The following is a 13,314-nucleotide window of genomic DNA, read 5'->3' as shown; positions in this document are numbered from 1 at the left end:
GCCACCCCACTGCCGATCCCACCACGATGCCCCACTCCACGCCGCCCTCCACCAGCCGACCGGCCCGCTACACCCGCACCGCCATGCTGATGCACTGGGTGCTGGGCCTGGCCCTGATCGGTGCCTTCTGCGTCGGCCTGTACATGACCAGCCTGCCCTTCTCACCAGCGCGCCTCAAACTCTACAACTGGCACAAGTGGGCCGGGGTCACCATCCTCACGCTGTCGGTGCTGCGCATCCTCTGGCGCCTGACGCACCGCCCCCCGGCCCTGCCGGCGGCCATGGTGCAAGCCATGCCGCGCTGGCAGGCGCTGGCGCACCATGCCACGCACGGCCTGCTGTACGCGCTGTTCCTGGCCGTGCCGCTGATCGGCTGGGCCTACAGCTCGGCGGCGGGTTTCCCCATCGTCTTCCTCGGCATGTGGCAGTTGCCCGATTTCGTGCCCGTGAGCAAGGAGCTGGCCGAAGCCATCAAGCCCTGGCACCAGTACACCGCCTTCGCCATGGCGGGCCTGGTGGTGCTGCATGTGGCCGCTGCGCTCAAGCACCAGTTCATCGACCGCGACGGCCTGATCGGCCGCATGCTGCCCGGCCCGCGCTGAGCCCCCGCCCCAGTCCCCCGCCCTCTTCCCTGTTCTTCCGCACCGATCTTTCAGGAGCCTTCATGCAAGCATCTTCCTTCGTCTTGAGCCTCGTGCTGGGCGCCGCCGCGCTGGCCGCACCGTCCGCCTTCGCACAGCAGCAACTGGTCCCCGCACAGAGCGAGGTGCAGTTCACCGCGCGCCAGATGGGCGTGCCGCTCGAAGGCCATTTCAAGAAGTTCGATGCCAAGGTGGCCTTCGACCCGGCCAAGCCCGATACCAGCAAGATCAGCTTCACCGTGGACACCGGCAGCGCCACGCTGGGCTCGCGCGAGACCGATGCCGAGCTGCCCAAGCCCACCTGGTTCAACGTGCCCAAGTTCCCCCAGGCAGCGTTCGAGTCCACCAGCATCAAGGCGCTGGGCGGTGGCAAGTTCGAAGTGGCCGGCAAGCTCACCATCAAGGGCAATGCCCAGAACGTGCTCGTGCCCGTGACACTGGCCCAGAGCGGTGCCACCACCACGGCCACCGGCACCCTGCCCATCAAGCGCCTGGCCTTCAAGATCGGCGAGAACGAATGGGCCGACACCTCCATGGTGGCCGACGACGTGACCGTCAAGTTCAAGCTGGCCCTCACTGGCGTGGGCAAACTCTGATCACCCTGCGCCTGCCTTTTCCGCGTTCCCGTTCCCTGTCCCCTTGACCCTTCCTTTTTCAGGAGTTGTTTACATGCGCAAGTTTTCGTTCGCCCTGCTCGCCCTGGCCGCAGCCGCCGTTCTGTCCACGGGCGCAGCCCAGGCCCAGAGCGCCGCATACGCCATCGATCCGACGCACACCTTTGTGACGTTCGAGATCAGCCACTTCGGCGCAACGACCAACCGCGGCCGCTTCGACAAGAAGGAAGGCACTGTGCAGTTCGACCGCGCCGGCAAGACCGGCAAGGTGGAGATCACCGTGGACACCACGTCGATCAACTCCGGCACGCCCCCGTTCGACAAGCACCTGCAAAGCGCTGACCTGTTCAACGCCGCCAAGTACCCGACCATCAAGTTCGTGTCCGACAAGTTCACCTTCAACGGCGACAAGGTCAGCGAAGTGGCCGGCCAGCTGACGCTGCTGGACAAGACCCTGCCCGTGACCCTCAAGGCCACACAGTTCAACTGCTACCAAAGCCCCATGCTCAAGCGTGAAGTCTGCGGCGGCGACTTCGAAGCCACCATCGACCGCACCCAGTGGGGCCTGAACTACGGCGTGGAATGGGGTTTCCCCAAGAACGTGCGCCTGGTGGTGCAGATCGAAGCCATCAAGCAGTAATCCCCTGCGCAGCGACAGGCGCTTGCCGCCTGCCGTTTCGACGCGAAGCCACCCGCAGCGGTTTGCAGCGGGTGGCTTTTTTACGGGGGCTCAGCGGCTTCCAGTACGCTCATCGGCGCATCGAGCCGCCAGCCCTGGGCATGCCAGGCCCACACCGCCGTGGGCTCCACCGCCTGCAGAAAATGCAGGTCGTGCGAGACCACCAGCAGTGCCCCGGTGAAACCCTGCAGCGCTGCCTGCAAGGCCTCCACCGAGGCCAGGTCCAGGTGGTTGGTGGGCTCGTCCAGCAGCAGCATCTGCGCCGGCTCGCCGCACCACAGGGCGCAGGCCAGCGCGGCCTTGATGCGCTCGCCGCCGCTGAGCACCCCGGCGGGCCGCTGCACGCGATCAGCATCCAGCCCCAACTGCGCCAGGCGCATGCGCAGCGTGGCCTCGGGCAAGGGCGAGCCGAGTTCGGCCAGGCGCTGCAGCACGCTTGCGGACGGCGGTAGCACCTGCGTGTTGTGCTGGTCCAGCCAGGCCGCGCGCACGCCACGCACCACGCTGCCCGATGCAGGCGCCACCTGCCCGGCCACCAGGCGCAGCAGGGTGCTCTTGCCACAGCCATTGGGCCCGGTGATCGCGATGCGCACGGGGCCACACCAGACCCCATCGAGGGCGGGCAGGGCCTTCGGTGCAAACGGCGCCCGCACCTGCTCCAGCGCCAGCACCTGCTTGCCGGCGGGCACGCTGCTTTCGGGCAGGGCCAGTGCCACGGGTGCCTGCTGTGGTGCCTGGCGGGCGGCATCGCGCACGGCTGCATCCAGCTTCCCGCGCGCCTCCTGCTGGCGTTCATGCTCATGCCCGGCATGGGCCTCGGCGCTGTTCTTCATGCGGCCCAGCAGGATCGGGGCGAGGTTGGCCTTGCGTGCCACCCGGCGCCCCTGCGCGGTGCGGCGCTGCTGCGCGTCGTGGTCACGCTGCAGCGCCTTCCTGCCCCGGTCGCGCTCGGTGCGTGCATGGTCGAGAGCGGCCTGCGCGGCGGCGCGCTCCTGGTCCCGTTGCGCCGCATACAAGGCCCAGTTCCCGCCGTAGCGCCGCAGCCCGGCGGGCGACAGCTCCACGATGGCATCCACCACGCCCAGCAGTTCCCGGTCATGACTGGCCACGAGCGTGCCGCCCTGCCGTGCCGCCAGTTGGTCCAGCAGCCAGCGCCGTGCATTGCGGTCCAGGTGGTTGGTGGGCTCGTCGAGCACCAGCACCTGGGCGTCGCAGACGAAGGCCCCGGCCAGCGCCACGCGCATGCGCTCGCCGCCGCTCAGGCGTTCCGCACCGCCGTCGGCAGGCAGATGCCCCAGGCCCAGCGCCTGCAGCGCGCGCTGCCAGCGCGCGGGCAGGTCCCACTGGCCATCGGCCCGCAGCAGGTCTTCGGGCGTGCCCTGGCCCGCCTCCAGGCGCGCCAGGGCCTGCAGCACGGGCGCCAGGCCTGCGAGGGCGGCCACGGTGCTGCCGGGGCCACCCTGCACCTCCTGCGCCACGGCATGCAGGCGCGCGTTGCACAGCACCGTGCCGCCAGTGGGCTGCAGCCGGCCCAGCAGCAGTTGCAGGAACACGCTCTTGCCCACGCCATTGGCGCCCACAATGCCGGTGGACCCGGCGCCCAGGGCCACGTCGAGGGGCTGGCTCCACAAGGGCTGTCCATCGGGCAGCGTCCAGACAACGTCCTGGAACTGGAGCGAAAGAGAAGAAGAAAGGGAAGCAGAAGCGACAGCAGCCTCGCTGTCGCCCCGGGCGCGCTGGCCCGAATGCTTGGTCGTCGCCATGCCTGAGAACTCCACGGTCACCATCAAGCCGCACCTGCGCAAAAAGGCAGGAGCGGAACAGCGTGAAAGTGGCTTACAGGCGCATCGGTGAAAACACCCCGGGTGGTTGGCGAGAGGCGCAATGTACCGCAAATACCCGCACCTTCAAAATTCCCTTTACGTAAATTGATTACGAATAGTAGAATTTCCACATCGACACCCGCATGGACCCAAGGAGACAACCGCATGAATGCCGTTCTGAAGCCCGACCTCGCCAGCCTGCCCGCACCTGCCGCCTTCCAGCAGCTGCACCACTACGCCTACAAGGCGCGCGACGCGGAGGAGACACGCCAGTTCTACGAGGACATCCTGGGCCTGCCGCTGTACCACATCATCCAGAGCGACCACGTGCCCAGCACGGGCGAGTACTGCCCGTACACGCACTTCTTCTTTCGCCTGAAGGACGGCTCGTTCATCGCCTTCTTCGACCTGGGCGACGACGTGAAGGCCGAGCCTTCGCCCAACACGCCGCTGTGGGTGAACCACATCTCGTTCCGCGTGGACACGGTGCAGGAATTGCAGAACACCAAGGAGCGCCTGGAGGCCTTCGGCATCGAGGTGCTGGGCGTGACCGACCACCACATCTTCAAGAGCATCTATTTCTTCGACCCCAACGGCATCCGCCTGGAGCTCACGGCGCAGCTGGCCGACGCCAATGCCATGGCCAAGGACAGCACGGTGGCCCATGCGCGCCTGAAGGAATGGACGGCCCGCAAGGAGCAGTGGCGCAAGGAGCGCGCCGAGGGCAAGGCGGCCGAGCCGCTCAAGCCCCAGACCAATGACCGGCCTGAATTCGCCAAGGCCTGAGCCCCGGCCCCGTAAAAAAGGCGCCACCCTCGCGGGCGGCGCCTTTCGCTTTTTTACGCAGGCCGGTGGCTACACCGCGTCCAGCTCGGCCAGCAGGTCGCTGGTGGTCGCAGCCTCCAGCAGCGCCCGGGTGTAGGGCTGCTGCGGCCGGTCGAAGATGTCGGCCACGCTGCCCTCCTCGACGATGCGGCCGTTCTCCATCACGATGATGCGGTCGGCGATCTCGGACACCACGGCCAGGTTGTGCGAGATGAACAGGCAGCCAAAGCCGCGCTCGGCCTGCAGGCGCCTGAGCAGCTCGAGCACCTGCTTCTGGATCGTCATGTCCAGGGCCGAAACGGGCTCGTCGGCCACCACGAAGGCGGGCTTGCGCACCAGCGCCCGTGCAATCGCCACGCGCTGGCGTTGGCCGCCCGACAGGGCGTGCGGGTAGCGCTCGCCAAAGCCCGCCAGGCCCACCTCGTCGAGCATGGCGTCCACCGTGGCCTGCAGCGCATCGCGCGTGAGCGGCGGGCCGTGGCGCAGCGGCTCGGCCACGATGTCGCGCACGCGCTGGCGCGGGTCGAGCGAGGAATACGGGTCCTGGAACACCAGTTGGCAGGCCAGGCGGAAGTCGCGCCGCCCGGCCGCATCGGCCCGGCCCAGCGGCGTGCCGCGAAAGCACACATCGCCGTCCGCCACGGGCAACAGGCCAATCATGGCGCGGCCCAGCGTGGTCTTGCCCGAACCCGAGCCGCCGACCACGGCCACCACCTCGCCCGGCTGGATGGCCAGGGACACACCGCGCACCGCCAGCTTGGGCGCTGCCTTGGACAGCCAGCCCTGGCGCGCGCCCGGAAAGCTCACATGCACGTCCTTGGCCTCGATCAACGGCGCCTGTGCGGGCCGTGCCGGACGCTGGGCACTGCGCTGGGGCAGCGCATCGATGAGGCTCTTGGTGTAGGCCTGGCGCGGCGCCGTGAGCACGCTGCGCACCGGGCCGGCCTCGACGAGCCGGCCTTTTTCGAGCACCACCACCGACTGCGCGTAGCGCGCCACCAGCCCTAGGTCGTGTGTGATCAGCAGCACCGCCGTGCCCTCGGTGCGCGTGAGCTCGGCCATGATCTCCATCACCTCGCGCTGGCTCAGGGAGTCGAGCGCCGTCGTGGGCTCGTCGGCAATCAACAGACGCGGCTTGAGCAGCATCACCGAGGCCAGCATGATGCGCTGGCGCATGCCGCCCGAGAACTGGTGCGGGTAGGCGGCCAGGCAGCGCTCGGGGTCGGCGATTTGCACGCGGCGCAGCATGGCGATGGCGCGCTCGCGCGCCTGGGCCACGCTCAGCTTCTCGTGCAGGCGCAGGCCCTCGAAGAGCTGCTCGGCAATGGTCATGGCCGGGTTGAGCGAGACCATGGGCTCCTGGAACACCATGCCCACGTCGCAGCCGCGCAGCGCGCGCAGTTCGTTCGCCGACAAGGCGCCCACATCACGCCCCTGCAGCAGCACGCAGCCGCCGCTCTGGCGCACCTGGGGCGGCAGCAGGCCGAGCACGGCGCGCCCGGCCATGGTCTTGCCGCTGCCCGACTCGCCCACCAGGGCGACCACGCCGCCAGCGGGCACGTCGAACGAAACGGCGTCCAGCAGCGGACGGGCATGGGGGCCATGCACCGTGAGCTCGCGCACGGACAGCAGGGGCAGCGGGTTCTTCTCGGTCGTCATGTCGGTTCTTTCCGCCAAAGGGTAGGACGATGGCCGCATCAGCGGTGCTCCATGCGCGGATCGAGCCAGTCGCGCAGCGCATCACCCAGCAGGTTCACGCCCAGCAGCGTGAGCGCGATGCAGGCGCCGGGCGCAATGCCCAGCCAGGCGGCGGTCTCGATGTAGGGCCGGCCTGAGGCCAGCATGTTGCCCCAGGTGGGCGCGGGCGGCGGCACGCCCAGGCCCAGAAAGCTCAGCGCGCTCTCGGCCAGGATGACCCAGCCGAACATGGAGGTGGCCAGCACCACCAGGGGGGCCACGCAGTTGGGCAGGATGTGGGCGAACACCGTGCGCAGGCCGGAGTTGCCGATGACCTCGGAGGCCTCGATGTACTCCTTCTCGCGCAGCGAGAGCACCGAGCCGCGCACCACACGCACCGCCGTGGGCGCATAAGCCAGGCCCAGCGCGACGATGATGCCCCACTGGTTGGCGCCCACGATCACCATCACCCCGAGGGCCAGCAGGATGCCGGGGAAGGCCAGCATGGCGTCGTTGAAGACCATCAGCACCCGGTCCAGCCAGCCGCGGAAGTAGCCGGCCACGAGGCCGATCACCACGCCCAGCACCAGGGCCAGGGCCACGGTGAGCGCGGCCACCAGCAGGCTGGTGCCGGCCCCGGCCATCAGGCGCGAGAGGATGTCGCGCCCGAACTCGTCGGTGCCCAGCAGGTAGCTGCCCGAGGGCGGCTGCAGGCGCTGGCGCAGCGCCACGCCCATGGGGTTGTACGGCGTCCAGAACACGGACAGCAGGGCCATGGCGCCCACCAGGGACACCAGCAGGCCACCGATCAGGGCGTTGGTACGCAGACGTTTCATCAGGCGCTTCATCATGACGCGGACACCCGGGGATCGAACAGGGGATAGCACAGGTCCACCACGAGGTTGACGAGCACGTAGATGGCGGCCGTGAACAGCAGGCAGCCCTGCACCACGGGGTAGTCGCGCGCAAAGATCGCATCCACCAGCAGGCGGCCCAGGCCGGGCAGCGTGAACACCGTCTCCAGCACCGCGATGCCGCCCAAGAGGTTGCCCAGCACCAGGCCGATCATGGTCCAGGTGGGCGCAAACGCATTGGGCAGCACGTGGCGCAGCAGCACCCGCCGCTCCGACAGGCCCTTGGCCCGCGCATGCGTCACGTACTCCAGGCGCAGCACCTCCACGGCGCTGGCGCGCGCCATGCGGGTCAGGATACCGAGCTCGATCAGCGCCAGCGTGATGGTCGGCAGGATGAGGAAGGTCAGCGCCGAGCGCCAGTCCTCGCTGAACGGCACGTAGCCCACCACCGGCACCAGCCCGAGCTTGAGCCCGACGAAGAGCAGCAGCAGCAGGCCCAGCCAGAAGCTCGGGATGGACAGGAAGAACGTGGCGGCGGCCACCACCATGGTGTCGAGCACGCTGTTCTGCTTCCACGCGGCCAGCAGGCCGGCGGGCACGGCCAGCAGCGCGGCCAGGGCTACCGCCACGAGTACGATGGCGGCGCTCACCTGGAAGCGCTCGAGCAGCAGCGGCAGCACGGCCTCGCCGCTGGTGATGGAGTGGCCCAGGTCACCCTGCAGCATCTTGCCGAGCCACAGCGTGAACTGCACGGGGATCGGCCGGTCGAGCCCGAACTGGGCATGCAGGTCGGCCAGTTGCTCGGGCGTGGCGCTGTCACCGAGGATGAGCAGCGCCGGATCGCCGGGCACCAGGCGCATGAGCACGAAGACCATCAGGCTCACGAGAAAGAGGGTCGGCAGCGTCCACAGCAGGCGCCGGCCAACATAGGCGGGGAAGGAGGAACCCATGGTGTGTCGAGGGATCAGATCAGCAGGCCATCGGGATCACGGTGCGCGCAGCGCCACGCCCCAGGCACGCGGCGTGCCCAGCGCCCAGCCCTTGTAGCCCTTGGCGTACGAGCGGGCGGCGCTGGTGTTCACGGCCGAGTACATGAAGATCGCGGGCACGTCCTCACGCATGCGGGCTTCGAGCTTGTCGAACAGCGCCTGGCGCTGGGCCGCGTCGCTGGTCTCCATGCTCTTGGCCAGCAGTTCGTGGGCCAGGGGTTCGTCCCACACCTTGCGCGGCTGCTTGTCCTTGGGGCCTGTCACCATCTCGTACGACAGCGCCGGATCCAGCCGGGCCGAGAAGGTGAAGGCCATGGCCTGGTAGTTGCCCTTGGTATAGCGGTCGAGCAAGGTGGCCCAGTCGAGCACCTCGACCTCGGCCTTGATACCCGCCTCCTGCACCATGGCCTGGGTCAGCACGGCGATGTTGAACACGCTGTTGTAGCGCTTGGTGGCCAGGATCTTGATGGGCTCGCCCTTGTAGCCGGCCTCGGCCAGCAGCTTTTTGGCCAGCGCCAGGTTGCGCGGCGGCACCGCGGCCTGCGGCTTCTTGTAGAAGGCGCTGGGCGTGGGCACGACCGAGCGGCTGGGCGGGGCATTGCCCGACGTGACGGCGGCCACGAGTTCGGGCATGTCCAGCGCGAGCGCGATGGCGCGGCGGATGCGCGCGTCCTTGAGCAGCGGGTCACGCGTCTGGAACAGCAGGCCCTGCACGTTCATGGTGGCCTGGGTCTCCATCAGCACGTCCTTGCGGCCCTTGTATTCGGCCATGTCCTCGTCGTTGATGTCGTAGTTCAGGTCGATGCCACCCGAGAACAGCGCGGCCTTGGCGGCCGAGGCATCGGGGATGATGATGAAGCGCACCTTGGGCGTCTCGGCGACCTTGGCGCCGGTGTTGCCGTCGCGCGGGCCGGGCAGCGCCGTGTAGCCGTCGTTGCGCAGGAGTTCGATGTACTGGCCGCGCTTCCATTCGCCGAGCTTGTAGGGCCCGGTGGCCACGGGCTCGCGCCACTTGCCGTCGGCTTCGAGCGAGCTGCGGTGGTAGATGCCGGTGCCGCCGCAGTCCACACGCGCGAGCGTCGCCAGGAACAGCGCCGAGGGCTTGTCCAGCGTGTAGACCACGGTGGCCGGATCGGGCGCATCCACCTTGACCACCTTGGCCAGGCCGCGCCCGTCGAACTCGGCCAGGCAGCGCCAGTTGTTGGCGGGGGTCATGTAGCGGTTCCAGGCAAACACCACGTCATCGGCCGTGAGCGGAGCCCCGTTGTGGAACTTGACGCCCTGGCGCAGCTTGAAGGTGTAGGTCTTGCCGTCCGCCGAGGTCGCGACCGACTGGGCCAGCAGCGGCGCCACGGAAGCGTCCTCGCGGTAGGCCACCAGGCCTTCCAGCACGTGCATCATCACCGCGTCGGTGTTGTTGTCGCGGTTGACGCCGGGGTCGGTGGAGCGGATGTCGGCATTCAGGCGGATGCGCAGGGTATCGGCCTGCGGCTGGGCCTGGGCCAGGCCAACCGCGCAGAAGCCGGCGAGCAGGGCCAGGCCTTTGGACAGCCAGCGCGAGGGAGCAGTAGTCATCTCGGGGTCCTTTCTTCGTGGGGCAAGCGAACGCGCTCAGGCCAGCGCCAGGTGGCGTTCCAGGTCCAGGCGGTAGGCCTCAAAGCGGCGGCTGAGCGCGGGCAGCATGGCGACTTCCATCTCGCCGAGGGCCGGCTCCATCACCACCATGGCCACCGTCGCCGAGAGGTTGCTGCTGGAGTTGGGGCGTGGCGGGCGGCACACCGACCAGGGCGACTGGAAGTCGTCGAACAGCGCGGCCTTGATGTGCTCGCGCGTGAGCGCGCCGATGTGCGGCTCGACCAAGGCGCGCACGCGCAGGTCGCGGTACAGCGAATCGGGCGTGTTGACGATGCCCATGTCCTTGATCTTGGCCAGCGCAATCGGGCTCTGGAAATGGTTGGCATGCACGATGACGCCGCGCTCTGGGTGGATCTGGAAGGTCTCGTCCGGCGCGCATTCGAAGTCGATGGCCACGCCCGTGGCGTGCGAGACCATCACGTTGTTGGACGCCGACTTGGGCGTGCAGTACACGATGCGCATGGCCAGTGCCAGTTGCACCTGCTCCAGCGCCTTGCGGCGCAGCAGGGCCAGGGGCACGCCGAGCTGGCGGTAGTCCCGGTCGGACTCCAGGTAGTTGGCGGTGATGGAGATGCCCGCAGAATTCATGCCCGAGCGCGCCATGCCGCCGGCCTCGGTGAAGGTCAGGATGTCCGGGCCGTCGTCGCGCAGCACGCGCAGCACCACGGCTGTCTCGGCGCACTCGGCCTTCCAGTCCCAGTTCTGCGCATGGATCACGCGGCCCGAGGCCGTGGCTTCGGGCATCGCGACCACGCCGGTGCAGCCGTCGGGGTCGATCTGCGCGGGCTGGCCCTTGCGGCGACGGTCGGCAAGCTTGAGGATCTCGGTGCGCGCATTGAGCATCACGATGGCTTCATACGACACACCGGCCCCCTCGGCGATGCCGCGCATCTCGTCCAGGTAGGCCGCATCGAAGGCTTCGATGGTGGGCTCGAAGGTCTTTACCAGCGTGCCGATCTCGGGCCAGCCGAGTTTGCTGCCTTCGAGCTGGGTGGAGTAATGTGCGATGCCGCGCAGGATGCGCGCCTTGGCCTGTTCGCCATACTGGCGGCCACGCTCGCGCGGTGCACCGCGGACCTCGATCAACGGGCAGGAAGGAATGGGCAGCTGTGCGCCCCAAGGGAAAGTCTGGTCCATGGCGATGGGTGGAGTGAGCGATCATTGATCGATGGACTGAATTGTATTTTGTAGAATAAAAAACATCAACTGTTTCAAGCTATGGTTTCTACCCCCCTGCATCTGGAGCTGGCAGACCGCATCAGCCGCCTCATCCACGAGGACGGCCTGGCGACCGGTGCGCGCCTCAATGAAAACCAGCTCGCCGAGCGCCTGGGCGTCTCGCGCACGCCGGTGCGCGCTGCACTCGACCACCTCGCCCAGCAGGGCTTTGCCGAGCGCAAGCCACACCGCGGGGTGGAGCTGCTGCGCCTGCCGCCCCTGCCCTCCCCCGCCCGCGAGGCGGCCGATGGCAGCGACGAGCTGCTGCGGCGCATTGCCTACGACCGCCAGCATGGCAACCTGGGCGAGTACGTCTCCGAGAAGGAACTGATGGAGGCCTATGCCCTGGGCCGCCCGGCCATCCGCAATGCGCTGGAGCGCCTGGCCGACCTGGGCGCCATCGAGCCCAAGCTGGGCTATGGCTGGCGCTTTGCCACGGGCGCCTGGGACGCCAGCGTGCGCCACGAGAGCTACCGCTACCGCATGGTCATCGAGCCGGCCGCCATCCGCGAGCCCGGGTTTGCGCTGCCGCCCGCCTGGGCGCTGGACATGCGGCGCCAGCACGAGGAGTTCCTGCGCACGCTGTCGGAGGATTCGTCGAGCATCGCCTTTTTCGAGATGAATGCCGCCTTCCATGAGGGGGTCGCCGCGGCCTCGGGCAACCGCTTCTTCCACATGGACATCCAGCGCCAGAACCGCCTGCGCCGCCTGTCCAACTACGACTGGAAGTATGGCCCCGAGCGCATGCAGGTGAACTGCCGCGAGCACCTGGAGATGCTGGACCGCCTGCAGGCCGGCGACACGGAGCTGGCCGCGCTGCTGATGCAGCGCCACCTCGACGTGGCCAGCCGCCTGCGCCCTCCCGCCAAAGCCTGAGCGGACGCAGTGCGCGAAGGCTTCGCGCTGGCGTATTGATTTTTGTTAAAACAAAAAACATAATAGAAGGCATGCAGGGGCCCATGCCTCCATGGCGCGCACGCGGCTCCCTGCCCTTCCCTGTGCAGCACCCACCGAAAGCCCCCCATGACTTCCGCCTCTCCCTCCCGCGCCCCGAACGACGACGCGTTCTGGCTACCCTTCACCGCCCAGCGCCAGTTCCAGCAGCAGCCCATGCTGTTCACCGCCGCCCAGGGCATGCACTACACCACCGACGACGGCCGCCAGGTGCTGGACGCCATGGCCGGCCTGTGGTGCTGCAACGCAGGCCACGGCCAGCCGCGCATCACCGAGGCGATCCGCGAGGCTGCAGGCCGCATGGACTTCGTCTCGTCGTTCAAGATGAGCCACCCGGCCGCCTTCACGCTGGCCCGGCGCATCGCCGACCTGGCGCCGGGCGGCATGGACCATGTGTTCTTCACCAACTCGGGCTCCGAGGCGGTGGACACCGCCCTCAAGATCGCCCGCGCCTACCACCAGGCGCGTGGCGATGCGCGCCGTACGCTGCTGGTGGGCCGCGCCAAGGGCTACCACGGCATGGGCTTTGGCGGCCTCTCGGTGGCCGGGCTCGGGCGCCACAAGCGCGATTTCGGCCCACTGCTGCCCGACACCGCCCACCTGCCCCTGCCCTACGACGCGGATGCGCGCTTTTCGCGCGGCCAGCCCGCCACGGGCGCGCACTACGCGAATGCGCTGGAGCAGTTGTTCGTGGTGCACGACCCGGCCACCATTGCCGCGGTGATCGTCGAGCCGGTCACCGGCTCGGGCGGTGTGTACCCGCCGCCCGTGGGCTACCTGCAGCGCCTGCGCGAGCTGTGTACGCAGCACGGCATCTTGCTGATCTTCGACGAGGTGATCACCGGCTTTGCGCGCGTGGGCGCCGCCTTCGGGGCCCAGGCCTTCGGCGTCACGCCGGACCTGATCTGCTGCGCCAAGGGCATGACCAACGGCGCTGTGCCCATGGGCGGCGTGGTCGTAGGCAATACGGTGTACGACGCGTTCATGCAGGGCTCCGCCAGCATGATCGAGCTGTTCCACGGCTACACCTATTCGGCCCACCCGCTGGCCTGCGCGGCGGGCCTGGCCACGCTCGATGTGCACGAAGAGCTTGACCTGGCCGCGCGCGTGCAGGCCATTGCCCCGGTGTGGGAGGCCGCGCTGCACGGCCTGCGCGACGCACCGCACGTGGCCGATGTGCGCAACATCGGCCTGCTGGGCGCTGTCGACCTGGCATCGCGCCCAGGCGCTGCCGGCGCGCGTGGCAATGCCGTGCATGCGGCCTGCTTCGAGGCGGGCGTGCTGGTGCGCAACTCGGGCGATACGCTGGTGCTTTCGCCGCCGCTGGTGATCAGCGAGGCAGAGATCGGCGAGGTGGTGGACAGCATCCGCACTGCCCTGCGGGCCACCGCCTGAAGCGAGCACC

Annotated in this window: 12 protein-coding genes; 6 read left to right on the top strand and 6 right to left on the bottom strand. The window is 68.6% G+C overall.

All coding sequences use genetic code 11. The features are described 5' to 3' along the window. Positions 1-26 precede the first annotated feature (26 nt). The 3 genes from AC0IZS_RS16525 to AC0IZS_RS16515 all read left to right on the top strand — a co-directional run bounded on the left by AC0IZS_RS16525 (position 27) and on the right by AC0IZS_RS16515 (position 1,895). A complete protein-coding gene (locus AC0IZS_RS16525) occupies positions 27-602 on the top strand; it encodes a cytochrome b (RefSeq protein ID WP_471636591.1) in 576 nt (191 codons plus the stop codon). 62 nt (positions 603-664) lie between these two features. Further along, positions 665-1,237, top strand: a complete 573-nt coding sequence (locus tag AC0IZS_RS16520) for a YceI family protein (RefSeq protein WP_471636590.1) — start codon at positions 665-667, stop codon at positions 1,235-1,237. 73 nt (positions 1,238-1,310) lie between these two features. Next, the gene (locus tag AC0IZS_RS16515; protein WP_471636589.1) at positions 1,311-1,895 is read left to right on the top strand and encodes a YceI family protein; all 585 of its coding nucleotides are present in this window, start codon (positions 1,311-1,313) and stop codon (positions 1,893-1,895) included. A gap of 80 nt (positions 1,896-1,975) precedes the next feature. On the opposite strand, the gene AC0IZS_RS16510 is transcribed toward AC0IZS_RS16515, so the two are convergent. Beyond that, on the bottom strand, positions 1,976-3,697 hold the full coding sequence (locus AC0IZS_RS16510) for an ABC-F family ATP-binding cassette domain-containing protein (protein WP_471636588.1): 1,722 nt from the start codon (positions 3,695-3,697) through the stop codon (positions 1,976-1,978). Between the two features lie 225 nt (positions 3,698-3,922). Here AC0IZS_RS16510 and AC0IZS_RS16505 point away from each other — a divergent pair, with 225 nt between their 5' ends. After that, positions 3,923-4,543 carry a VOC family protein gene (locus AC0IZS_RS16505; RefSeq protein WP_471636587.1) on the top strand — a complete coding sequence of 207 codons (621 nt, stop codon included), beginning with the start codon at positions 3,923-3,925 and terminating at the stop codon, positions 4,541-4,543. 69 nt (positions 4,544-4,612) lie between these two features. Here the strand turns inward: AC0IZS_RS16505 and AC0IZS_RS16500 are convergent, their stop codons facing one another. The 5 genes from AC0IZS_RS16500 to AC0IZS_RS16480 are packed head-to-tail and all read right to left on the bottom strand — an operon-like array spanning position 4,613 to position 10,874. Then, a complete protein-coding gene (locus tag AC0IZS_RS16500) occupies positions 4,613-6,241 on the bottom strand; it encodes a dipeptide ABC transporter ATP-binding protein (RefSeq protein ID WP_471636586.1) in 1,629 nt (542 codons plus the stop codon). A gap of 38 nt (positions 6,242-6,279) precedes the next feature. Further along, positions 6,280-7,095 carry an ABC transporter permease gene (locus tag AC0IZS_RS16495; RefSeq protein WP_471636585.1) on the bottom strand — a complete coding sequence of 272 codons (816 nt, stop codon included), beginning with the start codon at positions 7,093-7,095 and terminating at the stop codon, positions 6,280-6,282. A gap of 11 nt (positions 7,096-7,106) precedes the next feature. After that, the gene (locus tag AC0IZS_RS16490; protein WP_471636584.1) at positions 7,107-8,063 is read right to left on the bottom strand and encodes an ABC transporter permease; all 957 of its coding nucleotides are present in this window, start codon (positions 8,061-8,063) and stop codon (positions 7,107-7,109) included. A gap of 36 nt (positions 8,064-8,099) precedes the next feature. Beyond that, complete coding sequence (locus AC0IZS_RS16485; protein ID WP_471636583.1) at positions 8,100-9,677, bottom strand: ABC transporter substrate-binding protein; 1,578 nt, start codon at positions 9,675-9,677, stop codon at positions 8,100-8,102. Positions 9,678-9,713: 36 nt separating this feature from the next. Then, positions 9,714-10,874, bottom strand: a complete 1,161-nt coding sequence (locus tag AC0IZS_RS16480) for a C45 family autoproteolytic acyltransferase/hydolase (protein ID WP_471636582.1) — start codon at positions 10,872-10,874, stop codon at positions 9,714-9,716. 81 nt (positions 10,875-10,955) lie between these two features. Between AC0IZS_RS16480 and AC0IZS_RS16475 the strand changes: the two genes are divergently transcribed. Together AC0IZS_RS16475 and aptA are read left to right on the top strand one after the other, a co-directional pair. Next, a complete protein-coding gene (locus AC0IZS_RS16475; protein ID WP_471636581.1) occupies positions 10,956-11,831 on the top strand; it encodes a GntR family transcriptional regulator in 876 nt (291 codons plus the stop codon). Positions 11,832-11,978: 147 nt separating this feature from the next. Then, positions 11,979-13,304, top strand: coding sequence for an omega-aminotransferase AptA (gene aptA, locus AC0IZS_RS16470; protein WP_471636580.1), 1,326 nt, complete (start codon positions 11,979-11,981; stop codon positions 13,302-13,304). Positions 13,305-13,314 lie beyond the last annotated feature (10 nt).

It is taken from the genome of Acidovorax sp. AC410, assembly GCF_979253235.1.
Note: the sequence above shows the minus strand (reverse complement) of the source record. Positions and strands in the feature narration are given on the sequence as shown.

What these genes read in the sequence shown, in the direction of transcription:
- AC0IZS_RS16500 (WP_471636586.1), bottom strand. Translation starts at nt 6,241, where the DNA reads ATGACGACCGAGAAGAACCCGCTGCCCCTGCTGTCCGTGCGCGAGCTC.
- AC0IZS_RS16525 (WP_471636591.1), top strand. Translation starts at nt 27, where the DNA reads ATGCCCCACTCCACGCCGCCCTCCACCAGCCGACCGGCCCGCTACACC.
- AC0IZS_RS16480 (WP_471636582.1), bottom strand. Translation starts at nt 10,874, where the DNA reads ATGGACCAGACTTTCCCTTGGGGCGCACAGCTGCCCATTCCTTCCTGC.
- AC0IZS_RS16505 (WP_471636587.1), top strand. Translation starts at nt 3,923, where the DNA reads ATGAATGCCGTTCTGAAGCCCGACCTCGCCAGCCTGCCCGCACCTGCC.
- AC0IZS_RS16490 (WP_471636584.1), bottom strand. Translation starts at nt 8,063, where the DNA reads ATGGGTTCCTCCTTCCCCGCCTATGTTGGCCGGCGCCTGCTGTGGACG.
- AC0IZS_RS16485 (WP_471636583.1), bottom strand. Translation starts at nt 9,677, where the DNA reads ATGACTACTGCTCCCTCGCGCTGGCTGTCCAAAGGCCTGGCCCTGCTC.
- AC0IZS_RS16510 (WP_471636588.1), bottom strand. Translation starts at nt 3,697, where the DNA reads ATGGCGACGACCAAGCATTCGGGCCAGCGCGCCCGGGGCGACAGCGAG.
- AC0IZS_RS16495 (WP_471636585.1), bottom strand. Translation starts at nt 7,095, where the DNA reads ATGAAACGTCTGCGTACCAACGCCCTGATCGGTGGCCTGCTGGTGTCC.
- AC0IZS_RS16515 (WP_471636589.1), top strand. Translation starts at nt 1,311, where the DNA reads ATGCGCAAGTTTTCGTTCGCCCTGCTCGCCCTGGCCGCAGCCGCCGTT.
- AC0IZS_RS16475 (WP_471636581.1), top strand. Translation starts at nt 10,956, where the DNA reads ATGGTTTCTACCCCCCTGCATCTGGAGCTGGCAGACCGCATCAGCCGC.
- AC0IZS_RS16520 (WP_471636590.1), top strand. Translation starts at nt 665, where the DNA reads ATGCAAGCATCTTCCTTCGTCTTGAGCCTCGTGCTGGGCGCCGCCGCG.
- aptA (WP_471636580.1), top strand. Translation starts at nt 11,979, where the DNA reads ATGACTTCCGCCTCTCCCTCCCGCGCCCCGAACGACGACGCGTTCTGG.